This window comes from Qipengyuania gaetbuli, assembly GCF_020171365.1.
GTDB classification, from domain to species: domain Bacteria; phylum Pseudomonadota; class Alphaproteobacteria; order Sphingomonadales; family Sphingomonadaceae; genus Qipengyuania; species Qipengyuania gaetbuli_B.
Genome location: NZ_JAIUZO010000002.1, coordinates 617,265 through 639,037 on the forward strand (window position 1 = coordinate 617,265; position 21,773 = coordinate 639,037).

The window sequence follows — 21,773 nt, forward strand, 5'->3', positions numbered from 1 at the left end:
CATGGCCATCGCGTCCCTCGCCGAGATCCGCAGCACCCGCCGCCTGATCGTCAAGATCGGCTCGGCCCTGCTGGTCGAGCGGGGACAGCCGCGCCGCAGCTGGCTCGCCACTCTGGCAGAGGAACTGGCGCAGCTTCGCGCCGGCGGGACGGAGATCATCGTCGTTTCCTCGGGCGCGATTGCGCTGGGTGCGGCCAAGCTCGGCCTCGAAAAGGGCGGCCGGGCGAGCCTTGCCGATGCGCAGGCTGCCGCGTCGGTCGGGCAGGTGGAACTTGCGCGCCTCTGGGCCGATGCGCTGGGCGCGCAGGGCCTGCTTGCCGCGCAGATGCTGGTGACGCTGGGCGACCTTGAAGACCGACGGCGTTATCTCAACGCCGCCGCCACTCTGGGCCGGCTGGTCGAAACGGGCGCCATCCCGGTGGTGAACGAGAACGACAGCGTCGCCACGGAAGAAATCCGCTTCGGAGACAACGACCGGCTCGCCGCGCGCGTGGCGCAGGCGGCAGGTGCGGAAGCGGTCTTGCTGCTGTCCGACGTGGACGGCCTCTACGATCGCAATCCGAAGGAGCCGGACGCAGCGCTCATCCCCCGTGTCGAGGGCGTGACGCCCGAAATCATCGCCATGGCGAGCGGGGATTCGGGATCGGGCCTCGGCTCGGGCGGAATGCTTGCCAAGCTGCAGGCCGCGCGCATCGCCGAGCGGGCAGGCATTGCGCTGGCGATCGTCAACGGGACCCACGACAAGCCCATCTCGCGGGCGCTCGACGCCGGCATCGGCACGCTGTTCGTCGCACAGGGCGATGAAAGCGCGCGCAAGGCCTGGCTTTCGGGGCGCCTCGCGCCTGCAGGCGTGCTGACCGTCGATGCCGGTTGCACTCATGCGCTGGAGCGTGGGGCCAGCCTGCTGGCTGCGGGCCTGACCGAGGTCGAAGGCGATTTCCGCCGCGGTGACCTTGTCGCGATCCACGGCGCGAAAGGCGAGCGGCTGGGTCAGGGCCTCGTCGAATACGATGCCGCGGAATGCCGCGCCATCCTCGGCCTGCGCGAAGACGAACAGGCGGCACGGCTCGGCTATGTGCCGCGCGCAGCCGTCGTCCACCGCGACCACATGGTGCGCGCATGACCATAGCGCTGACCGGGGCGACGGGGTTCGTCGGGCAAGCCGTGCTCGACGTTGCGCAGCAGCGCGACATCACCGTGCGCGCCCTCACCCGCAAGCCGCAGCCGCCGCGAAAGGGCGTGGAATGGCTGCCGGGCACCCTTTCCGAAGAGGCAGCGCTGGCGGCCCTGTGTGAAGGAACCGAGGCGATCGTCCACGTGGCGGGGCTGACCAATGCGCCCGACCCTGCCGCCTTCCACGATGCCAATGTAGCCGGGACCGAAAGGCTGATTGCCGCCGCGAAAAACGCGCGGGTGAAGCGCTTCGTCTTCGTCTCCTCGCTCTCGGCGCGCGAGCCGGCCCTGTCCGCCTATGGCGCATCCAAGGCGGAGGCCGAGACGCTGGTGGAGGCGAGCGGGCTCGACTGGACGATCATCCGCCCGCCGGGGGTCTATGGTCCGCGCGACGTCGACTATTTCGAGATGTTCCGCACCGCCGCCTGGGGTTTCGTGCCGCTGCCGCCGGGCGGCGCCAGCTCGATCATCCACGTCCACGACCTGGCGCGCCTGCTGCTCGACCTCGTCGACGCCCAGCCCGCGCTGGTCCGCCGCCGGACCTTCGAGCCCGACGACGGTCGCGAGGGCGGCTGGTCGCACAAGGAACTCGCCAAGGCCATCGGCGCGGCGGTGAACCGTCGGGTCTTCGCCCCGCACTTGCCGAAAACCGTGCTGGAACTGGCGGCCAGGGGCGACCGGATGCTGCGCGGCGACAAGGCCCGGCTCACTGCGGACCGGGTCGGTTACATGACCCATCCCAACTGGGTCGCCCGGTCCGATCTCAAAGTACCCCGCGCCGTATGGGAGCCGGTCATCCCCGGTGAGGAGGGCCTGCGCGAGACAGCAGAGTGGTATCGGCGAGAAGGCTGGCTGAGATAAACTTGGCATAGGCCGCGCACAGGCATAGCGTGCGGCCAGGGATCGCGAGTCGCATTGGCGGGAACGGCCGCCTCAACGATCACGATTTGGGGAAAAAGCATGAAAAGACTTGTACTTGTCGCTGCACTGGCGGCTGTCTCCGCCTGTTCCGAGCCTGCCACCGAAGCAACCGACGAAGCCGCAGTCGAAGAGCCCGCAGCCGAGGAAGCGGCCGCGATGGCTGCCGATGGCGGCACGCCCTATGGCGATTTCAAGGTCACGACCGCCGAAGGCGAAGTGTGGACCGAGGTGGTCAACGAGGACGGCACCTACACTTCCACCTCGCCCACCGGCGAGACCGAAACCGGCCGCTGGGTCCAGCGCGGCAACCAGTATTGCACGACCAAGGACGAGGAAGGCGCGACCGAGGTTTGCCACACCGAATCCGTCGATGCGAACGGCGTCTGGACAGCTGTCGATCCGGAAGGAAACACGGTCACGGTCGAGCGCGTAGCCGCCGCCGAATAACAATGGGGCGGGCGTCGCCGGGCGGCGCCCGCTTGTCCCTTTACAGGAAGGGCTCCTCGCCCGGCTTGTGGATGCCGCATTCCACCTTGTCCCAGCCCGACCAGCGCCCCGCGCGCGGGTCTTCGCCGGGGGCGACGGCGCGTGTGCAGGGCGAGCAGCCGATGGAGGGAAAGCCGCGTTCGACCAGCGGGTGGCGCGGCAATTCGTGCACGCTCATGTAGGCGGCGATGTCTTCCGCTTTCCAGTCGATCAGCGGGTTCACCTTGAGCCGCCCCTGCGCATCGGAGGTATCGACCTCGAAGCGCGGCAGGTTGGCCCTCGTGGAAGACTGGAACGCCTTGCGCCCGGTAAGGCTGGCATCGAACGGCGCTAGCGCCTTTTCCAGCGGGCGCACCTTGCGCAATTCGCAGCAGCCGTCGGGATCGTAGGACCAGCGCAGCCCCGTCTCGTCGCGGGACTGGAGATCGGCAAGGTCGGGATAGACATCCACCCGGTTGAGCCGGAGCAGGTCGGTAAGCTCGTCGCGATAGGCCAGCGTTTCGGGGAAATGCTTGCCCGTTTCCAGGAACAGCACCGGGATCGAGCGGTCGATTTCGGACACGAGATGCAGCAGCACCGCGCTCTCCGCGCCGAAGCTGGAGACGATCGCCATGTCGCCCACCAGATTGCCCTCGATCACCGCGCGCAGCCATTCCTCGGTCTCGCTGCCGCGGAACATGCGGTTCAGCCGGACCGCGTCATGGTCCGTGAACCTGGGCCCGGTGTCGAGCCGGTCGATGGGCCGCGTCTCGTTCATGCGTGGCGCGCGCCCTCATGTCGCTTGGCCCAGATCGGCTGCCGGGCATCGGCTGCAGGCTGGTAGACTTCGGGCCAGCGATTGAGCGCCGATTCCAGATCGCCTTCGTCGAGCGCGGCATCGGGTTCGAAGGCATCGAAACCGCAGCGCCGCATGTAGGCGACCTGATCGACCAGCACGTCGCCCACTGCCCTGAGCTCCCCCTCGTAACCCGCTTCGCGCAGGAGGCGGGCGGAGGAATAGCCGCGCCCGTCACCGAAAGCGGGGAAGTTCACCTCGACCAGCGACAGGCGTCCAAGGTGCGGGATGAGCGCACGTGCGTCGTCACCCGGTTCCACGCGAACCGCGCTGGCATCCTGCTGGTCGAGGAAGGAATCGACCGTTACCGCTGCATCGTCGACCTGTTCGTCGTCGCGGAAGCGGATCAGCGTGTCGGTGTCGGAAACGAAATCAGCCATACAGGGCCTCCTTGAACGGGGTCATGCCGATACGGCGATAGGTGTCGAGGAAGCGCTCGCCGTCCTGGCGCTCGCGCAGGTAGACGTCGGCAGCTGTTTCAACCGCGTCGACGATGCCCGCCTCGTCGAAGCCGGGGCCGGTGATCTTGGCGAGGCTCACGTCTTCCGCCTCGCTTCCGCCGAGCAGGAGCTGGTAGTTTTCGACGCCCTTCTTGTCGACGCCGAGGATGCCGATGTGGCCTGCATGGTGATGCCCGCAGGCATTGATGCAGCCGGAAATCTTCAGCTTCAGCTGGCCCAGCGCCTCGGTCTTGCCGTTGGCGGAGAAGCGTTCGGAAATCTTCTGCGCGACCGGAATCGAACGCGCATTGGCGAGGCTGCAATAATCGAGCCCCGGGCAGGCGATGATGTCCTCGATCGTGTCGAGGTTGGGACTGCCCAGCCCCGCTGCCTCCAGCGCGGTCCACAGCGCGTGGAGGTCGGCCTTGCGGACATGGGGCAGCACGATGTTCTGCGTGTGCATGACGCGCAGTTCGTCGAAGCTGTAATCCCTGGCGAGGTCGGCCATCAGGTGCATCTGCTCGGCCGTCGCATCACCCGGAATGCCGCCGACCGGCTTCAGGCTTATCACCGCCGAAACATAACCCGGTGCCTTGTGCGCGATCGTGTTGCGATCGACCCACAGTGCGAAATCGGGATCGCTCCGGTCGATTTCCTCGGGCAGGCCGTCCTCGAACAGCGGGTCCTCGAAATAGCCGCGGATACGCTCCAGCTCGGCGAAGGGCGGTTCGACGCCTTGCCCGAGCAGGTGGGCGAATTCCTCCTCGACCTGGCGCGTATATTCCTCCGCGCCCAGTTCGTGGACGAGGATCTTGATGCGCGCCTTGTACTTGTTGTCGCGCCGTCCGTGGCGGTTGTAGACCCTGAGCGCCGCCTCGGCATAGGTCACCATCCGGTCGAGCGGGACGAAGGCGTTGATGCAGGGCGCAATCATCGGCGTGCGGCCCATCCCGCCACCGACATAGAATGCCGCGCCCAGCTCGCCCGCTGCGTTGCGCACGATCTGGATGCCGATGTCGTGCAGCCGCATGGCCGCCCGGTCGGTATCGCTGGCGATGACCGCGATCTTGAACTTGCGCGGCAAATAGCTGAATTCGGGATGGAAGCTCGACCACTGGCGCAGCAGCTCGGCATAGGGGCGCGGGTCAACGACCTCGTCCGCCGCGGCTCCGGCGAAATGGTCCGAAGAGATGTTGCGGATGCAATTGCCGCTGGTCTGGATGGCATGCATCTCGACGCTGGCAAGGTCGGCGAGGATGTCGCCGGCATCTTCCAGCTTGATCCAGTTGTACTGGATGTTCTGGCGCGTCGTGAAATGGCCGTAGCCGCGGTCGTACTTGTCCGCGATGTCGGCCAGCATGTGCATCTGCCGGCTGTCGAGCGTGCCATAGGGGATGGCGACGCGCAGCATGTAGGCGTGCAGCTGCAGGTAAAGGCCGTTCATCAACCGCAGCGGCTTGAACTGGTCTTCGGTCAGCCTGCCTTCGAGGCGGCGACGGGCCTGGTCGCGGAATTCTTCCACGCGGGCATCGACCATGGCCTGGTCGTAGTGGTCGTAGCGATACATGTCAGATTACCCAGCTGCCGATATCGGGATCGGCCGGTTTGAGCGTCAGGTCGGGGCGCACGGTGGGGCCGAGCGCCCTGACGCGGTCCTTTATGTGGGAGGGGCGCGGACGGCCTTGGTGCAGCGAAGCATCGATGGCATAGGGCGCGTTGACTCGGCGGGCCGCTTCCTCGCGCCGCGCGATCTCGTCCTCGGTGCCGGTCACGTCTACGGCATCCTCCACGTGGAGCGACCAGTCATTCCCGGTCCACCAGGTCACGGCTCCGGTCCTGAGGTCGTTTCCGGTCAGCAGCCTCATCGCGCCGCCTCCTGTGCAAGCGTTGAAAGGGTGATGTCGTCGCGCGCGGTCACCTCGCCGATCACGATGAGCGCAGGGCTCACCACGGCTTCGGCCTCGACAAGGTTGGGCAGCCCGGCAAGCGGTGCGCGCAGCACGCGCATCTGCGGGCGCGCGCCGTTTTCGATCACCGCAACCGGCATGTCGGGCGCAAGGCCGTCTTCCATCAGTTTCTCGGCGATCATCGGCGCCGTCTTGACGCCCATGTAAATGACGAGCGTGCGGCCCTTGCCGGCGAGGCCTGCCCAGTCCTGGTCCTTCAGCCCTTTGCACTGGCCGGCAACGAAGCTGACGATGGACGATGCCTCGCGGTGGGTGAGCGCGATCTGCGCGGCCGCTGCAGCGCCGTTGGCTGCGCTGATGCCGGGGACGACCTCGACGGGAACGCCGGCGGCGCGTGCCGCCTCCGCTTCCTCGCCGCCGCGACCGAAGATGAAGGGATCGCCGCCCTTCAGGCGGACCACGTCGATGCCCGACAGCGCGATGCGCACCAACAGGGCGTTGATCTCTGCCTGCGGCATGGTGTGACGCGCACGCTGCTTGGCCACGGAGACGAGCTCTGCATCGGGCCGTGCGAGCGCCAAAATGCTGGGATCGACCAGGCCGTCGTGCACGATGACCGCGGCCCGTTCGATCAGGCGGGCGGCGCGCAGCGTCAGGAGGTCGGGATCGCCCGGCCCCGCGCCGACGAGATGGATGGTTCCGGGTTTTGCCATTGCGCCAAGATGATCGGCACCGGCCTCCCGCGCCAACCAGAATGAATGCGCATCAGGGAAGCGGAAATTTTGAAATCGGAAATGTCCGCCATGAAAGGCGAAATTTCAAAACCGGCGCTGCGCAGGCGAGAAGGCCAGCTATTCCAGCATCTTCTAATATCGCATGCCGGCTATTCGCCCTTTTCCTTGGCCATGATCGCCAGCAGCTTGTCCAGCTGGTCGCTCGAACGGATGTGCAGATCGCGCTGCGGGAAGGGAATTTCGATCCCGTTTTCCTTGAACAGCCACCACAGCTTCTTGAGCACAGCGCTGCGCACGTTCCCCACCCCGTCTTCGGGATCCATGATCCAGCAATGGATGGTGAAATTGACCGAATTGTCGCCGTATTCGTTCATCCACACTGTCGGCGGCGGGGCCTTGAGCACGCGGTCGCAGCTGGAGGCCGCTTCCAGCATGAGCTTTTCGACGAGGTTCATGTCGGCTTCGTAGCTGACCCCGACCGGCACCTGCATCCGCACGTTCTTCGACGAATAGGACCAGTTTTCGACCTGGTTGATCATCAGGTTCTCGTTCGGGATGAGGTATTCGCGCTGGTCGCGGGTCGTCACCGAAACGGCGCGTACGCCGATCTTGCGGATCTGGCCGAAGCTTTCATTGCCAGCCATGTCGGTGACCGCGATCACGTCGCCCGGCTTGATCGACTTGTCCATCAGCAGGATGATCCCGGCGATCAGGTTGCCGAAGGTCTTCTGGAGGCCGAAGCCGATCGCCAGGCCGAACGCGCCCGAGAACACCGCCAGCGCGGTAAGATCGATGCCGAGCAGGTCGATCCCCATGAAGAACGCCGCCGCCCAGATAGCGATGGTGATGATCTTCTCGACCAGCAATTGCTGCGTGTCGTCGAGGCGCTGGACCCTGCGGACCATGCGCCGGGCGACCCGGCTGGCGAACCAGGCGAAGGCAATGACGCCGAAGACGATGGACGCCACGATAAGCACGTCGAACACCGACACGCGCATATGGCCAAGGCTGATTGCCAGCCCGTCCAGCGTGTCGACGATGGAGCCGACCGTCTCGCTCTTGCCGCTGACCGCTTCCTTGATGCCCTCCGACGCCGCAACCGCCGTTTCGGGCGGTGCGGGCTCGGCAAGGCTCCACGCCTGTTCGACCGGTGTTGCCGTTTCGCTGCTTGCGGGTGGTGTTTCGCCCTGCACGTCTATCCCTTGTCCATCGCGGCAAATGCCTGATCCAAATCGGCAATCAGGTCGCTCGCATCCTCGAGACCGATCGATAGGCGAATGCCGCAGCTTTCGCCAACCCCCCAGCCATCCTTGGGCCAGGGCATGGTGCTGCGTATCGGAGGAATGTCGAAGGGGATGGCGAGGCTTTCGAACCCGCCCCAGCTGTAACCGATGCCGAACAGGTCGAGCGCGTCGACGAGACGGCAGCGCGCGGCATCGTCACGCTCTTTCAGCACGAAACTGAACAGCCCGCACCCGCCGGTAAAATCGCGCTTCCACAGCTCATGGCCGGGTGCCCCGGGCAGCATCGGGCACAGCACATGCGCCACATCGTCGCGCGCATCGAGCCATTCGGCGAGCGCGAGCGCAGAGGCCGTCTCCCGCTCCAGCCGCACGCCCATTGTGCGCAGCCCCCGCAATGCGAGCGCGGCATCGTCGGGCGAGACGACATGGCCGAGCTGCTGCGCCGTCATACGCAGCTTGCGGTACCACCGCTCGCCGGCGCTGGCCGCGCCGAGCATGAGGTCCGAATGGCCGCCGACATGCTTGGTCAGCGCGGTAATCGCGATATCGCAGCCATGCGCGAGTGCGGTGAAGCCGAGCGAGGTGGCCCAGGTGTTGTCCAGAAGGCTGACCGCACCCTTTTCGCGCGCAATCCGAGCCAATGCCGGAACGTCGCAAACCTCCATCGACAGGCTGCCGGGATTTTCCAGCATGACCGCCTTCGTGTTCTCGCAGAAGGCAGCGACAAAGCTGTCCGCATCGAGCGGGTCGAAGAAGCGGTGCTGCACGCCGTAGCGCTTGAGTATCCCCATCGCGGTATTGCGGGTCGGCTCGTAGGCATTGTCGGCCACTAGCAGCACGTCGCCGGGCTTCAGGACCGCGAGGAGCGCCGCGACGATTGCTGCAAGGCCACTCGGATAGAGCACGGTGCCGGCCGCCCCGGGCTCCAGTTCGGTGAGCGCATCGCTCAACGCCCATTGGGTCGGCGCGCCTCGGCGGCCGTAGAAAAAATGGCCGTCGGCATTCGACTTCTGGCCCTCGCGCAGCGAAGCGCAATCGGCATAGAGATGCGTGCTGGCGCGCCAGACGGGCGGATTGACGACGTGGGCGGAGAAACTGCCCGAACGCCCCGTGGTGACCAGCCGCGTGCCCGCGCGAAGGTCCTTGTCCCGATTGCCTGCCATGGTCAGTTTCGCGCCCCGCTTTCCTTCGGTGTGTCGGGGTCTGCGCCCCATTCCATCCAGCTTCCGTCGTACAGGACGGCATCGCCCTTGCCTGCCAGTTCGAGCCCGAACAGCAGCACACAGGCGGTCATGCCGCTGTTGCAGCTGGTAATGACCGGCCTGTCGAGATCGACCCCCGCAGCCTCGAAGCGGGCGCGGATTTCGCCCGGAGAGCGATAGGTGCCGTCTTCGTTCAGGAGTGAACCGAAGGGCAAGTTGGCCGCGCCCGGAATATGGCCTACCGACCCGCTGCCTTCCTCGCCGGCGAAACGCGCGGCATCGCGCGCATCAACCAGCTGTGCCTCTCCGCTGTCGAGATTCGCCAGCACGTTCTCCTTGCCGGCAATGGCGCGCGTTTGCGGAGGTTCGGCGTAGTCGCGCGGCGCTTGGTCCGCGCAGCCTTGGTCCACCTCGCGGCCTTCGGCCAGCCACTTGCCCAGCCCGCCGTCGAGGATCGCCACATTGGGCTCGCCCGCATGGTCGAACAGGAACCATGCGCGTGCCGCACTGCGAATGGCGCTGTCGTCGTAGAGAACGATCCGGCTGCCGCGGGCCACGCCCAGTTCGCGCATCCGTTCGGCGAATTGCGCCGGAGTGGGCACCGCCTTGGGCACGCTTGAGCCGGGGTCGATGAAGCTAGCAAGATCGAGGAAACGCGCGCCGGGGATGTGGCGCTGCGTGAACTCGGCCCGCGCGTCGCGCTCGCTGCCAGGCAGGTGCATGCTCGCATCGAGGATGACGATATCCTGCGCTCCCAGGCGGGCGGCGAGCCAATCGGTCGAGACGAGCTTGTCCATCGGGCCGTGCTAGCGTGGCCGCACGGCAGTGTCGATGTCAGTCGAGCGCCCGCGCCGCGACCGGCGACCAGCTGCGCAGCCCCTCGTCCAGCCGGAAGGGGGCGACGCGCCCGCCATCCTCGACGCCCTGGCCGATGACGAAGGTCTTCACCTGCGGCGCATCGCCTGCCCCGTCGACACGGACGCGCAGCAGCGGCACGAGCAGCGCCATAGGGCCCTGGTGAATGATCTTTGCCTGCGCCAGCGAGAGGATCAGCTTGCCCTCGTGGCGCACGCTCTGGCCGGGGGCGATCCGGTCGAAAGCGTGGCGCTGGTCGAGCATGGAAGCAGGCGTTGCCACCTGTTGTTCGGCAGGCAAATCGCCATGGGCCGAGATCAGGTCCGCCGACAGCTTCACATTGGAAAGCGCGGAAGTCGACCGGTTGATCAGCGTAACGCGGTAATCGAGCGTCGCATTGGCGAAAGATCGCGTCAGCCTGATCGCCTCTGCCCTGATCTGGATACCTGCCAAGGCGGGCGCGGCAGGAGCATTGACTGTCGGCTTCACGACGACAGGCCGCTCGATCTCGGGCGGTGCCGCGTTGGCCGCCCTGCGGCGCCAGAAGAAGAACAGCCCGCCGAGCAGGACGAGGAGACCCGCGCCGCCGCCGATCCATGTCCATGGCAGGCCTGCCTGCTCCCCAACCGTCTCGGCTCCGGTGTCGGCGGGCGGTGCGATGGGCTCGATACCGGGGAATGGCGTCGAGGTGGCTGGCGTCTCGGGTTGCGCTGATGCTTCAGGCGACGGCGTAATTTCGCCGGGTGCAGGTGCGGTCGTGGCTCGAACCGAAGGCGTTGGAGTGGGCCGCACGGCCTGCGCCGGAAGCGGCGTGCTGCCGGTGAGCGGCTCGGGCGTGATCCGGGGTGCCGGGGATTGCGTTGCGGCCGGGGCCGGAGTGGGCGTGGTCGAGGGCCTCGCGGTCGGGATCGCTCGCGGCCGGCGCGGCACGCTGGCGCCTTCGGTATCGACCGGACCCTGCACATTGGGGCTGGACGTCGGCGTCGGCGCTGGCGGAAGCTGGAAATCCTGCACGCCTTGCGCGGCCACGGGCACGGGCATGGCAAGGACGAGCGCGGCGAGAGGGAGGCAGAAACGCTTGGTCATGGGATCGGTCGGTCTGATCGGGAAGCCGCGCTGAATAGGCCGTGAAGCGCCCCCGTCCAAGCCTCGCCTTGCGCAAGCGCGCCATTCGCGGCAGATGCGCGGCATGAGCGACACACCGACCCCCAAGTTCCTGGGCGAAAACAGCCCGCTTCCGGCATCGCCCGAAGAAGCCGAACTCGATTACGTCCCCAACCCGCGCAAGGGCCAGCTTTACCTCGTGCGCTTTGCCGCGCCGGAGTTCACCTCGCTGTGCCCGGTGACCGGCCAGCCGGACTTCGCGCATCTCGTCATCGACTATGCGCCGGGTGACACGATCGTCGAATCGAAGAGCCTGAAGCTGTTCCTCGGCTCGTTCCGCAACCACAACGGGTTCCACGAAGACGTGACGGTCGGCATCGGCCAGCGCCTGTTCGAGGAAATGAAGCCCCGCTGGCTGCGCATCGGCGGCTACTGGTACCCGCGCGGCGGCATCCCGATCGACGTCTTCTGGCAGAGCGGCGCGCCGCCCGAAGGACTATGGCTTCCCGATCAGGGCGTCTCGTCCTATCGTGGGCGCGGCTAACGAGTAAGGAGGTTGTCCGAATGATCGCAAAGCTACCCAGACTAGCCCTGTGGCTGGCTGTCCTGCTGACCCTGTGGTTCCTCGCAGCGGTATTCGGACCCAAGTTCGGGATAATCGACTGGCGCTTTGCCCTCGGCACGATGGTCCGCAGCGCCGGCCCCATCCTTATCGGCATCACCGCACTGGTGGCACTGGTCGCCCTCGTCGCGGTCCTGTGGAAGGGCCCGCGCGGCGAATGGTGGAAGGCCGTGATCGCGCTGGCGATCCCCGCTGCGCTGATGGCCGGCCTCAATTCGGTCCGTACGACGGCCGAAAGCGTGCCCCCGATCCATGACGTGTCGACCGATGTCGACGACCCGCCGCAATTCTCGCAGCTGACGCTGGAAAAGCGCGCGCAGGTGCAGGCCAATCCGCTCAACGACTATTCGGTCCCGCTGGGCCAGCTCGATCCCTGGAAGGACGCCGAAGAGCCGGTCGCCTCCAGCACGCATGCGCAGCTCATCCGCGATGGCTATCCCGAACTGGCGACCATTCCCTATTCTATCGACCAGAGCGAGGCGATGGTCGTCGTCACGCTCGCGATGGAGGAGATCGGCCTGATGGACGTCACCAGCGACGTCGCCGGCGGACGCGTGGAAGGCGTCGCGGAAACCTTCCTGTTCGGCTTCAAGGACGATGTCGTCGCCCGCGTGCGTGACGGCGAGATCGACCTGCGGTCGGTCAGCCGGGTCGGCCTGTCCGACCTTGGCTACAACGGCGCGCGCCTCAAGAAGCTGTCGGAAGAGATCAGGGCTCGCCTGGGCGAGTGAACCGCCGGATCCAGCGGCGGTCGAGCCAGTCCTTGAGCCGCCGCAACCAGCGGGCACGCAAGGCGACTTTGCCATAGCTCATGATCGCCTCGCCGCGGCCCGTGTTCAGCAGGTAGAAGTCCATCCCGCGCCCGCGGTAGGTGCCTGACGGTTCGCGTCCCGCAAGCGCAGCGCGCAGGTTCTTCGCCAGCACAGGTCCGGCATAGACGGCATGGACGCCCGAATGCGGCAGGTCGCGATCCGTACGGCGGGCGATATCGCCGGCAGCAAAGATTTGCGGATGACCGCAGACCCGCTGGTGAGTGTCGACCTCGATAAAGCCCTCCTCGTCCACCGGCAGGTCGCTCTGCCGCGGCCAGTCCGGCGCTCCGCTTCCCACGGCCGCAATGACGAGGTCGATGCGGCCCAGTGGCTCGGCCCCGGCGAAAAGCTTGCCGTCGCGGAATTTCGCCTCCTCGGCGATTGTCCGGATGCCCTGCGATGCCAGCTCCTGTGCGACCGACCGGCGAACAGCCGCCGAATGGTCGGGCAGGAGGCCCTTTTCTCCGGTAACCAGAATGACACGCAGTGGATGCGGCAGCGGCGCATTCGCGGCCCCGAAGGCCAGTTCGACGCCTCCCGCCCCGCCGCCGACCACGGCGATCCGCCGCGGCGGTGCGGGCGAATCGCGCAGGGCCCGCCACCGCTCGACGAAGGCGTCGATCGGCCGGATGTCGAGCAGGCGGGGATCGTCGCCGAGCAGCCTCGCGGCCTGTCCCGCTCCGCCCGTCGCGATGGAGCACACGTCGAATTCGAGCACGGTGCCATCGGCAAGGGTCGCCTTCCTGGCCTGCGCGTCGAGCGCGACCAGTTCGGCCTTTCGCCATTCGATGCCGGTTTCCTCGACCAGCGGCGCCAGCGGGATCATCGCCTCGCTGGCCCGGTATTCCCCCGCCAGCCAGCCGGGCACCATGCCGGAATAATGCATCGCGTCGCGCGGCTCGACGAGGATCACGCGCCCGCAAGGCGCGCCCTTCTTGCGGATGTCGTCGATGACCCCGAGATGCGCATGTCCTGCGCCCACCAGAAGGAGGGTCCTGCCGTCCATCGGGCGGGTCTAGCGGGGATTTACCAGGCGGGGAACCTGGTGGAGCCGAGCGGGATCGAACCGCTGACCTCGTCATTGCGAACGACGCGCTCTCCCAACTGAGCTACGGCCCCGTTCCAGGCAAGGCGCACGCAATTAGCGAAAAGAAAAGCGCCCGGAAAGGGCAAAGTCCTAACTGCGGATCTTCCAGCCGGACTTGAGCACGCGGTACACGAAATAGGCCAGAACGAGGTTGAACAGGCCGAGGCCGAGCGCGCTGGAAATGACCGCCTCGTTGGTGTCGCCAATGTCGCTTTCGCCGAGGAAGCCGAAGCGGAAACCGCTGATGACATAGAAGAACGGGTTCACCCGGCTGACCGCCTGGAAAGCCGGCGCAAGGTTGTCGATGACGTAGAAGGTGCCCGACAGCAGGCTGAGCGGCGCGATGACAAAGTTGGTGACCGCGGCGTTGTGGTCGAACTTCTCAGCCCAGATCGATGCCAGCAGGCCGAGGATGGCGAGCATGGCCGCCCCCATCAGCCCGAACCAGGCGACTGCCCAGGGATGGGCGAGCGACAGGTCGACGCCCGGATAGAAGGCCATCGCCAGAGCAACAGCGCCGCCCACCATGATCGCGCGCGTGATCGCGGCGGCGACGATGCCGCCCATAAGTTCGCCCACCGACAGGGGCGGCATGAGGAGGTCGATGATGGTCCCCTGGATCTTGCCGGACAGCAGCGAGAAGCTGGAATTGGCAAAGGCATTCTGCATCATGCCCATGACAATCAGGCCCGGCGCGACGAAGGTGGCGAAGTTCACGCCGAGGATTTCGCGGTCCGTCCTGCCCAGTGCCACGGTGAAGATGACAAGGAACAGCAGGGTGGTAACCGCAGGTGCCCAGATCGTCTGCGTCTGGACCTTGAGAAAACGGCGAACCTCCTTAATATAGAGGCTCCATAGACCCACGCGGTTGATCCCGGTGATGACCGGCTGACCGCGTTCGGGGAAACGACCCTTCCTCCCGGCATTCTCTTCGGTGAAAGAGGCATCGCCTTGTGGCATGTCCGGGGACACGGGTTGGACTTGATCGGCCATGGGCGTGCGCCTAGGGCCAAGCTACCCGGCTGGCAAGCCGTGCCGGGCGCAGTGAAGGAATACGGAACGAGTATGAGCTGGACCGACGAACGGATCGCGACGCTGAAGAAGATGTGGGAAAGCGGGTCGACCGCCAGCCAGATCGCCGACGAACTTGGCGGCGTCAGCCGTAACGCCGTCATCGGCAAGGCACATCGCCTCGGCCTGAAATCGCGCCCTTCCCCGGTCAAGGCCGGCGAGAAGAAGAAGGCTGCCAAGCCTGCCGCCGCCGCACCCAAGGCCGCGCCCAAGAAGGCCGCGCCGCGTCCGGTTGCAAAGCCAGCCAAGCCTGCCGCCGCGCCGGTTGCAAAGCCTGCCGCCCCGGCGACGAAGGCCGATGCCGTGCCCTCGCAGCCGCTGCCCAACAAGACGCCCGACCTGCCCAAGATCGTGTCGGTCGGCCCCGGCGGCTTCCTGCGCCAGGGTCCGGGCGACCAGCAGCCGCCGATCCCGCCGGCCCCGCCGCGCCGCCTCGTGCCGGCCAAGCCCGATCCCTCGATCGCCGACAAGACCAGCCTGCTCGACCTGTCGGACAAGGTCTGCCGCTGGCCGATGGGCCACCCGGGCGAACCGGATTTTCACTTCTGCGGCGAAGCCGTGAACCCCGGCTTCCCCTATTGTGTCCAGCATTGCGGCCGGGCCTACCAGGCACAGCTGCCGCGTGGCGCACGCCGGCCCCCTCCGCCGCTGCCGTTCGGCGGTCCGCGCGTTCGCTAAGCCGGGTTTTTTCCAAACCTAAACGGGTGGTTTCTTCGAAAAACGGGAGATTTCCGCCATTTCGGAGGAAATCTTTCATCCTTGGCAACCATATCGGTTGACCAGCTTGTCACGGTTGCCTGTCAAAAACGATGACGGAGCGATGCCCAGTTGCGGGTTATCGATACGGGACCTGAGCGATGGAATGGGCGAGCGCCGCATTCGGTGCATTCTTGGGGATAGCGGGTGTCGTCGGGGCTGGTGCCCTGGCGCTCTACCCGCTCGTCCGGCGCAGCTACCTCGTGTGGGGCGCGCTGCGCATGGCCTTCTTCGCGGCCATGGCACTGGCGCTCCTGCTTACCAGCGCACCCCTGCTTCCCAATTCCGGCCTAGACGGACTGCGGCTGAGTGAAATCGCGCTGTCGCTGGGCGTCGCGTGCACCGGCCCGTTCCTGGCAACATACATCGAAAAGCACATCACCCTCGGCCAACATCGCCGCCACCTGTGGTACATCCTGCCGCTGGGCCTGTTCGCAGCCATCGCCACGCCGCTGGGCGAGCGCCTGCCGATCTTCCACCAACTCCACGATTTCGCGCTGCTGCTGGCTACCTTCCTGCTCGCCTCCGGCCTCTGGGCGGCGGTGCGCCGCGGCAGCCGCGTGGCGCAGATCCAGGCGGTCGGCTGGGCCCCGCTCATCATGCTCGGCATCGGCGCCTTCAGCTACGAGTTCTTCGCACGCGAAGACCTGCCCTACTGGCAGGTGGCCGTGCTCGCGGGCCTGACGCTCGACCTGCTCGTCACCTTTGCCGGTATTATCCGCAATTTCGGCCAGATCATGCTCGAACGCGACCGCGCCGTCGCCAATATCGAGGCGGCCGAGCAGATGATGCATATCGACCCGCTGACCAATATCGCCAACCGCCGCGGTCTGGAGCATCACTTCGTCCATGCCCCCGGCAAGCGCCCGGTCGGCCTGGCGCTGATCGACTGTGACCACTTCAAGCAGATCAACGACAATTTCGGCCACGACATGGGCGACCGCGTCCTTGCGGCCGTGGCGCAGGCGCTGAAAGGGCACGACTTGTTCGAGGCCCGTCTCGGGGGCGAGGAATTCGTCGTCCTGATCTACAGCGACGATTGGCAGAACCTGGCCGAAACCGCACGCCGCCGGATTACCCATGCCGTGCGCATGGCCGTGCCCGAAATGCCCAATGCCGTCACCGCGAGCGCGGGCCTTACCGCCATTGCCGCCAGCGACACGCTGGGCAGCGCGCTGAAGCGGGCCGACCGCGCGCTCTATGCAGCCAAGGAAGGCGGCCGCAACCGCAGCCTCGCGCTGACCGAGTTCCGCCCCGACAAGGCGCCGCTATTCGAGGTCGCCTGACGCCGAACTGCGCTTGCGGGCGAACCATATGGTGTGGCGCGGCCCCTTGTTGTTGGGCCGGGCGCGCACGATCCGCTCCTCGACGGTGAAGCCTGCTTCCTTCAGCCGGCGAGTGAACTTGTGGTCCGGCGCCGCCGACCACACCGCCAGTATCCCGCCCGGGCGCAGCGCATCGCGCGCCTTGCCGAGACCGGTGGAGGAATAGAGCCGTTGGTTGCCGTCGCGCACGATGCCGTCCGGGCCGTTGTCGACGTCGAGCAGGATCGCGTCCCACTTGTCGCAGGTGCCGTCATTGGCATCGTCGATCAGCGCCGCCACGTCGCAGAGCACCACCTGTCCGCGCGGGTCGGCCAGCGTATCGCCGGTCAGTTCGGCAAGCGGCCCTTCGGCCCATTCGAGGATTTCGGGGACCACTTCGGCGACCACCACTTCTGCTCCCTCTCCTGCCGCCGCCAGCGCGGCGCGGAAGGTGAAGCCCATGCCGTATCCGCCGATCAGCACGCGCGGCCTGTCCCTGCCGAGCTCCGCCAGCGTCAGCTCTGCCAGCTGTTCCTCGCTGAACTGCATGCGCGTGCCCATCAGCTCGTCACGCCCCAGCATGATGATGAAATCGCGCCCGTGGCTGACCAGCGTCAGCGTATCTCCGCCGGGTATCTGGGCGGTGGCAATGGTTTCGCGGGGGAGCATGGGCTGGCTTTCTCGGCAGGCTTGATGGGATGGCCATGCAGTAGCGCCCCGGGCCGGGGTGCGCCACGCCTTAGTCTGGACTGCAACCCGCGCAAGCTAGCCGGGTCGGGCATGAAAAAAGGGGCCGCCGGAAAGCCGGCAGCCCCCTCTTGTCTGGTTCCGTGAAGGATTAGTCCTTCAGGAAGTCCGGCACGTGGGCTTCGCCGCCCCCGTTGTCGCCGCCACGGTCGCCGCGATCGCGACGCGGGCCACGGTCACGGTCGCCGCCACGGCCACCACGACCGCCACGGCGGTCGCCGCCACGGTCGCCGCGCGGGCCACGGTCACCACGGTCACCGCGCGGTTCGCGCGGCGGACGGGTGTCCTCCAGCTCTTCGCCGGTTTCCTGGTCGACGACGCGCATCGACAGGCGAACCTTGCCGCGGTTGTCGATCTCGAGGACCTTGACCTTAACTTCCTGGCCTTCCGACACGACGTCGGTCGGCTTCTCGACGCGCTCGTTCTTCATTTCGCTGACGTGGACGAGACCGTCCTTGCCGCCCATGAAGTTCACGAACGCACCGAAGTCGACGATGTTGACGACCTTGCCGTTGTAGATCTTGCCGACTTCGGCTTCCTCAACGATGCCTTCGATCCACGCGCGTGCAGCGGCGATTTCATCGGCATTCGACGAGCTGATCTTGATCACGCCTTCGTCGTCGATGTCGACCTTGGCGCCGGTTTCGGCGACGATCTCGCGGATCACCTTGCCGCCCGTGCCGATGACGTCGCGGATCTTCGACTTGTCGATCTGCATGGTCTCGATACGCGGAGCGTGGGCCGAAAGTTCGGTACGGGCCGAACCCAGAGCCTTCTGCATCTCGCCGAGGATGTGCTGGCGACCGGCCTTGGCCTGTTCCAGCGCCTTGGCCATGATTTCCTGCGTGATCCCGGCCACCTTGATGTCCATCTGCATGGTGGTGATGCCGTTCTCGGTGCCAGCGACCTTGAAGTCCATGTCGCCGAGGTGATCTTCATCACCCAGGATGTCCGACAGGACGGCGAACTCGTCGCCTTCGAGGATGAGGCCCATCGCGATGCCCGAAACCGGGCGTTCGATCGGCACGCCGGCGTCCATCATGGACAGGCAGCCGCCGCAGACCGTCGCCATCGAGGACGAGCCATTCGACTCGGTGATGTCCGACAGGATACGGATGGTGTAGGGGAAATCGTCATGCGAGGGCAGGACGGGGTGCAGCGCACGCCACGCCAGCTTGCCATGGCCGATCTCGCGACGGCCCGGCGCGCCGAAGCGGCCCACTTCACCGACCGAGTACGGCGGGAAGTTATAGTGCAGCATGAAGTTCGAGTAGGAGAGACCCTCCAGCCCGTCGATCATCTGCTCGCTGTCCTTGGTGCCCAGCGTGGTGGTGCAGATCGCCTGCGTTTCACCGCGGGTGAACAGGGCCGAACCGTGCGCGCGCGGCAGGAAGCCGACCATCGCCTCGATCGGGCGGACCTGGTCCAGCTTGCGACCGTCGATACGCTGGCCGTCCTTGAGGATGGCGGTGCGCACGATGTCTGCTTCCAGCTTCTTGACGAGCTTGGTGGCGACCATGGCGGTCTGGCCGTCGGCTTCGGCGTAATGCGCCTTGGCCTTGGCACGCGCTTCGTTGAGCGCGTTGGCACGGGCCGACTTGTCGGTCAGCTTGTAGGCAGCGGCGATATCGTCGCCGATCAGGCCCATGAGTTCCGACTTCATCGCCGACTTGTCGTCCGACTGGTCGATTTCCCACGGGTCCTTGGCAGCCTGCTCGGCCAGGTCGATGATTGCACCGATGACCTTGCGGCTCTCGTCATGCGCGAACATCACGGCGCCGAGCATTTCCTCTTCGGTCAGCTCCTTGGCTTCGGATTCGACCATCATCACGGCGTCCTGAGTCGCAGCGACGACGAGGTCGAGGCGGCCGTCTTCCAGCGCCTTGTCCTGCTTCGGGTTGAGGACGTATTCGCCATCGATGAAGCCGACGCGGCAGGCGCCGATCGGGCCCATGAAGGGCACACCCGAGATGGTCAGCGCAGCCGAAGCGGCGACCATGGCGACGATGTCGGCCTCGGTCTCGCCATCGAACGACAGGACCTGGCAAATGACGTTGATTTCGTTGTAGAAACCTTCGGGGAACAGCGGGCGGATCGGACGGTCGATCAGGCGGCTGGTCAGCGTTTCCTTTTCGGTCGCGCCGCGCTCACGCTTGAAGAAACCACCCGGGATACGGCCTGCTGCCGAGAATTTTTCCTGGTAGTGGACGGTGAGCGGGAAGAAGTCCTGGCCTTCCTTGACGCTCTTGGCGGCGGTCACGGCGCACAGCACCACGGTTTCGCCATAAGTGGCCAGAACGGCACCGTCAGCCTGACGGGCGATACGGCCGGTTTCCAGAGTGAGGGTCTTTCCGCCCCACTCCACCGATACGGTTTTCGTGTCGAACATTGATATTCCTTCTGAACCCGCGGGGCCACATTGCGCTCGCGGGGCCTACTGTGCCGGGTATTCCGTCCCGGTCCGGTGCGGGGCTGTCTGCGCCCCATTGTCCGCTCCCAGCCGGATTGCTCGGGAGCCGGATAAACGAAGGGCGGCCCGATGAGCCGCCCTCCGGAAACTCTTACTTGCGAAGACCCAGCTTCGCGATCAGCGCATTGTACCGCTCGACGTCTTTCTTCTTGAGATAGGCGAGCAGGTTGCGGCGCTTGTTGACCATCATGAGCAGGCCACGACGCGAATGGTTGTCCTTGTGGTGGTCCTTGAAGTGATCGGTCAGGTTGCGGATACGCTCGGTGAGGATCGCGACCTGTACTTCGGGGCTGCCCGTGTCGTTCGAACCCTGGGCGTTGTCCTTGATGATCTCTTGCTTCTTTTCGGCGGTAACCGACATTTCATTTACTCCGCGACATCCGGCAGGTTGAAACCCCGCACGACCTTGGCCGAGCCACCGGTGAGTTCCATCAGCGCTACGGGAGTATCCTCCAGCTTCGCGAGATAGAGCCCGTCGGTATGGGGCAGTTCCGACAATACCCGGCCCTGGCGGACCGCCTGCGCGCTGTCGGGATCGAGGGATAGAGCCGGGATGTCGTCCAGCCCCGCCTCTAGCGGCAGGAGTAGGTGTTCAAGAGGCGCGCCCTTAGCGATTTCCTCCAGCTTGTCCAGCGAAATCGCCTGCTCCTCGAGGAAAGGACCCGCCTTGACGCGACGTAAATAGGTGACGTGTCCGCAGCTTCCAAGCGCCTGTGCGATATCCCGTGCAAGGGAGCGGATGTAGGTGCCCTTGGACACGTGCGCGCGCAGTGTGACCTGGCCTTCGCCGGCTTGGACGAGATCGAGCGAGTAAATGGTCACAGCGCGCAGTTTCATCTCCACCTGCTCGCCTGCGCGGGCGCGGTCGTAGGCGCGCTTGCCGTCGACCTTGATCGCCGAATAGGCGGGCGGTGCCTGCTCAATCGGGCCGGTGAAGTGCGGGAGGATGGCGGAAACCTTGGCGGCGGAAGGGATGACCTCGCTCCGCTCGACCACCTCGCCTTCGGTATCCAGCGTGTCGGTTTCCTCGCCGAAGCGGATCGTGAAATCGTAGATCTTGCTCGCATCGAGCATCCGGCCGGCCAGCTTGGTCGCCTCGCCCAGAGCAATGGGCAGCACGCCTTCGGCCAGCGGGTCGAGCGTGCCGCCATGGCCGACCTTGGTCTTTGCATGGCCACCCTGGCGCAGCACGCGCTTGACCATGCCGACCGCCTGGGTCGAGCCGAGGCCGCGCGGCTTGTCTAGGACGAGCCAACCGTGCGGTGCAGGCTTCGTGCGTTCCGTCATCAGGCGAGGAAGCGGGCGATGGAATCGGCGACCGAGAAGAACAGTCCGCTCATCCATTCGACCGGCGGCCAGACGGTGTTCTCGATCCAGCGCGCGTCGGGAAAAGCCCAGCTGGCCGCGATGATCACGACGAGCAGCAGCATGCCCAAGGCCTGCAATTGCTGCCAGTGCCTCGCCCAGCGCCGCGGCAGCAGGCCGCCCAGGATGTGCGACCCGTCGAAGGGCGGGATCGGCAGCAGGTTGAAGAATGCGAGGAAGGCATTGATCAGGATGAACGCACCGAAGGCGGTCATCGCGAATTCGGGCAACTGCGTGCCCCAGTTCGTCGCCAGGCCCGAGGCGATGCCGACCAGCACCGCGCCGACGAAGGCGAGCAGAATATTGGTCCCCGGCCCTGCAGCCGCGACCGCCATCATGCCGTAGCGTGGGTTATTGAGCCGGTTCGCATTGACAGGCACGGGCTTTGCCCAGCCGAACACCGGCCCGCCGAACAGCGCCAGCGCGCCCGGCACCAGCAGCGTGCCGACGGGGTCGACATGCTTGATCGGGTTGAGCGTAAGGCGCCCCATGTCCCGGGCAGTGGTATCGCCGAGTGCCAGCGCGGCCCACCCGTGCGCGACCTCGTTGAACACGATGGCGATAACGAGGCACGGGATCAGGATCGCCGCGAGGATCAGAGTATCTGTCATTGCCGGAATGTAGGAAGCCGGGGCGCC

23 protein-coding genes and 1 tRNA gene are annotated in these 21,773 nt (G+C 66.1%); 7 read left to right on the top strand and 17 right to left on the bottom strand.

From position 1 onward, the window contains the following. The first annotated feature begins 1 nt into the window (after nucleotide 1). The 3 genes from proB (at nucleotide 2) to LCL94_RS03580 (ending at nucleotide 2,541) form a co-directional block, all read left to right on the top strand. Nucleotides 2-1,123: a glutamate 5-kinase gene (gene proB / locus LCL94_RS03570; RefSeq protein WP_224831018.1), complete on the top strand. Its 1,122-nt coding sequence runs from the start codon at nucleotides 2-4 to the stop codon at nucleotides 1,121-1,123. Then, the gene (locus LCL94_RS03575; RefSeq protein WP_224831019.1) at nucleotides 1,120-2,034 is read left to right on the top strand and encodes an NAD-dependent epimerase/dehydratase family protein; all 915 of its coding nucleotides are present in this window, start codon (nucleotides 1,120-1,122) and stop codon (nucleotides 2,032-2,034) included. The genes proB and LCL94_RS03575 overlap by 4 nt, the downstream gene beginning before the upstream one ends. Nucleotides 2,035-2,133: 99 nt before the next feature. Further along, nucleotides 2,134-2,541 (top strand): hypothetical protein, encoded by a 408-nt coding sequence (locus LCL94_RS03580; RefSeq protein WP_224831020.1) that lies wholly within the window; start codon nucleotides 2,134-2,136, stop codon nucleotides 2,539-2,541. A gap of 40 nt (nucleotides 2,542-2,581) precedes the next feature. Here the strand turns inward: LCL94_RS03580 and LCL94_RS03585 are convergent, their stop codons facing one another. From LCL94_RS03585 to LCL94_RS03625, 9 genes are all read right to left on the bottom strand, one after another. Then, nucleotides 2,582-3,337, bottom strand: a complete 756-nt coding sequence (locus LCL94_RS03585) for a phosphoadenylyl-sulfate reductase (protein WP_224831021.1) — start codon at nucleotides 3,335-3,337, stop codon at nucleotides 2,582-2,584. Then, a complete protein-coding gene (locus tag LCL94_RS03590) occupies nucleotides 3,334-3,795 on the bottom strand; it encodes a DUF934 domain-containing protein (protein ID WP_224831022.1) in 462 nt (153 codons plus the stop codon). Before LCL94_RS03590 ends, LCL94_RS03585 begins: the two co-directional genes overlap by 4 nt. Then, nucleotides 3,788-5,422: a nitrite/sulfite reductase gene (locus tag LCL94_RS03595; protein ID WP_224831023.1), complete on the bottom strand. Its 1,635-nt coding sequence runs from the start codon at nucleotides 5,420-5,422 to the stop codon at nucleotides 3,788-3,790. The genes LCL94_RS03590 and LCL94_RS03595 overlap by 8 nt, the downstream gene beginning before the upstream one ends. Nucleotide 5,423: 1 nt before the next feature. Continuing rightward, nucleotides 5,424-5,720 carry a DUF2849 domain-containing protein gene (locus LCL94_RS03600; RefSeq protein WP_160607929.1) on the bottom strand — a complete coding sequence of 99 codons (297 nt, stop codon included), beginning with the start codon at nucleotides 5,718-5,720 and terminating at the stop codon, nucleotides 5,424-5,426. Beyond that, nucleotides 5,717-6,475, bottom strand: coding sequence for a uroporphyrinogen-III C-methyltransferase (gene cobA, locus LCL94_RS03605; protein WP_224831024.1), 759 nt, complete (start codon nucleotides 6,473-6,475; stop codon nucleotides 5,717-5,719). Before cobA ends, LCL94_RS03600 begins: the two co-directional genes overlap by 4 nt. Nucleotides 6,476-6,645: 170 nt before the next feature. Further along, complete coding sequence (locus tag LCL94_RS03610; RefSeq protein WP_224831025.1) at nucleotides 6,646-7,689, bottom strand: mechanosensitive ion channel family protein; 1,044 nt, start codon at nucleotides 7,687-7,689, stop codon at nucleotides 6,646-6,648. Between the two features lie 2 nt (nucleotides 7,690-7,691). Then, complete coding sequence (metC, locus tag LCL94_RS03615) at nucleotides 7,692-8,903, bottom strand: cystathionine beta-lyase (protein ID WP_224831026.1); 1,212 nt, start codon at nucleotides 8,901-8,903, stop codon at nucleotides 7,692-7,694. A gap of 2 nt (nucleotides 8,904-8,905) precedes the next feature. After that, nucleotides 8,906-9,739: a sulfurtransferase gene (locus LCL94_RS03620; protein WP_224831027.1), complete on the bottom strand. Its 834-nt coding sequence runs from the start codon at nucleotides 9,737-9,739 to the stop codon at nucleotides 8,906-8,908. 37 nt (nucleotides 9,740-9,776) lie between these two features. Continuing rightward, on the bottom strand, nucleotides 9,777-10,883 hold the full coding sequence (locus tag LCL94_RS03625) for a hypothetical protein (protein ID WP_224831028.1): 1,107 nt from the start codon (nucleotides 10,881-10,883) through the stop codon (nucleotides 9,777-9,779). A 103-nt stretch (nucleotides 10,884-10,986) separates the two neighbouring features. On the opposite strand from LCL94_RS03625, the gene queF reads away from it, so the two are divergent. Both queF and LCL94_RS03635 read left to right on the top strand, forming a co-directional pair. Beyond that, the gene (queF, locus tag LCL94_RS03630) at nucleotides 10,987-11,445 is read left to right on the top strand and encodes a preQ(1) synthase (RefSeq protein WP_224831029.1); all 459 of its coding nucleotides are present in this window, start codon (nucleotides 10,987-10,989) and stop codon (nucleotides 11,443-11,445) included. A gap of 20 nt (nucleotides 11,446-11,465) precedes the next feature. Further along, a complete protein-coding gene (locus LCL94_RS03635) occupies nucleotides 11,466-12,254 on the top strand; it encodes a DUF1499 domain-containing protein (protein WP_224831030.1) in 789 nt (262 codons plus the stop codon). On the opposite strand, the gene LCL94_RS03640 is transcribed toward LCL94_RS03635, so the two are convergent. From LCL94_RS03640 to LCL94_RS03650, 3 genes are all read right to left on the bottom strand, one after another. Further along, nucleotides 12,232-13,341, bottom strand: a complete 1,110-nt coding sequence (locus tag LCL94_RS03640) for an NAD(P)/FAD-dependent oxidoreductase (protein ID WP_224831031.1) — start codon at nucleotides 13,339-13,341, stop codon at nucleotides 12,232-12,234. The genes LCL94_RS03635 and LCL94_RS03640 overlap by 23 nt on opposite strands. 37 nt (nucleotides 13,342-13,378) lie before the next feature. After that, nucleotides 13,379-13,454, bottom strand: a tRNA-Ala gene (locus LCL94_RS03645). A 58-nt stretch (nucleotides 13,455-13,512) separates the two neighbouring features. Then, a complete protein-coding gene (locus tag LCL94_RS03650; protein WP_412070770.1) occupies nucleotides 13,513-14,415 on the bottom strand; it encodes an ABC transporter permease in 903 nt (300 codons plus the stop codon). Nucleotides 14,416-14,487: 72 nt separating this feature from the next. Between LCL94_RS03650 and LCL94_RS03655 the strand changes: the two genes are divergently transcribed. Beyond that, the gene (locus LCL94_RS03655; RefSeq protein WP_224831032.1) at nucleotides 14,488-15,171 is read left to right on the top strand and encodes a GcrA family cell cycle regulator; all 684 of its coding nucleotides are present in this window, start codon (nucleotides 14,488-14,490) and stop codon (nucleotides 15,169-15,171) included. A gap of 179 nt (nucleotides 15,172-15,350) precedes the next feature. Continuing rightward, nucleotides 15,351-16,535 carry a sensor domain-containing diguanylate cyclase gene (locus LCL94_RS03660; protein ID WP_224831033.1) on the top strand — a complete coding sequence of 395 codons (1,185 nt, stop codon included), beginning with the start codon at nucleotides 15,351-15,353 and terminating at the stop codon, nucleotides 16,533-16,535. Here LCL94_RS03660 and LCL94_RS03665 read toward each other — a convergent pair. From LCL94_RS03665 to LCL94_RS03685, 5 genes are all read right to left on the bottom strand, one after another. Continuing rightward, nucleotides 16,518-17,222, bottom strand: coding sequence for a spermidine synthase (locus LCL94_RS03665; RefSeq protein WP_224831034.1), 705 nt, complete (start codon nucleotides 17,220-17,222; stop codon nucleotides 16,518-16,520). The genes LCL94_RS03660 and LCL94_RS03665 overlap by 18 nt on opposite strands. A gap of 169 nt (nucleotides 17,223-17,391) precedes the next feature. Then, entirely contained in the window at nucleotides 17,392-19,689 is a 2,298-nt protein-coding gene (gene pnp / locus LCL94_RS03670; protein ID WP_224831035.1) for a polyribonucleotide nucleotidyltransferase, read from the bottom strand. 172 nt (nucleotides 19,690-19,861) lie between these two features. Next, nucleotides 19,862-20,131 carry a 30S ribosomal protein S15 gene (gene rpsO / locus LCL94_RS03675; protein ID WP_224831036.1) on the bottom strand — a complete coding sequence of 90 codons (270 nt, stop codon included), beginning with the start codon at nucleotides 20,129-20,131 and terminating at the stop codon, nucleotides 19,862-19,864. 5 nt (nucleotides 20,132-20,136) lie between these two features. Next, entirely contained in the window at nucleotides 20,137-21,057 is a 921-nt protein-coding gene (gene truB, locus LCL94_RS03680) for a tRNA pseudouridine(55) synthase TruB (protein ID WP_224831037.1), read from the bottom strand. Beyond that, nucleotides 21,057-21,746, bottom strand: a complete 690-nt coding sequence (locus LCL94_RS03685; protein ID WP_224831038.1) for a site-2 protease family protein — start codon at nucleotides 21,744-21,746, stop codon at nucleotides 21,057-21,059. Before LCL94_RS03685 ends, truB begins: the two co-directional genes overlap by 1 nt. Nucleotides 21,747-21,773 lie beyond the last annotated feature (27 nt).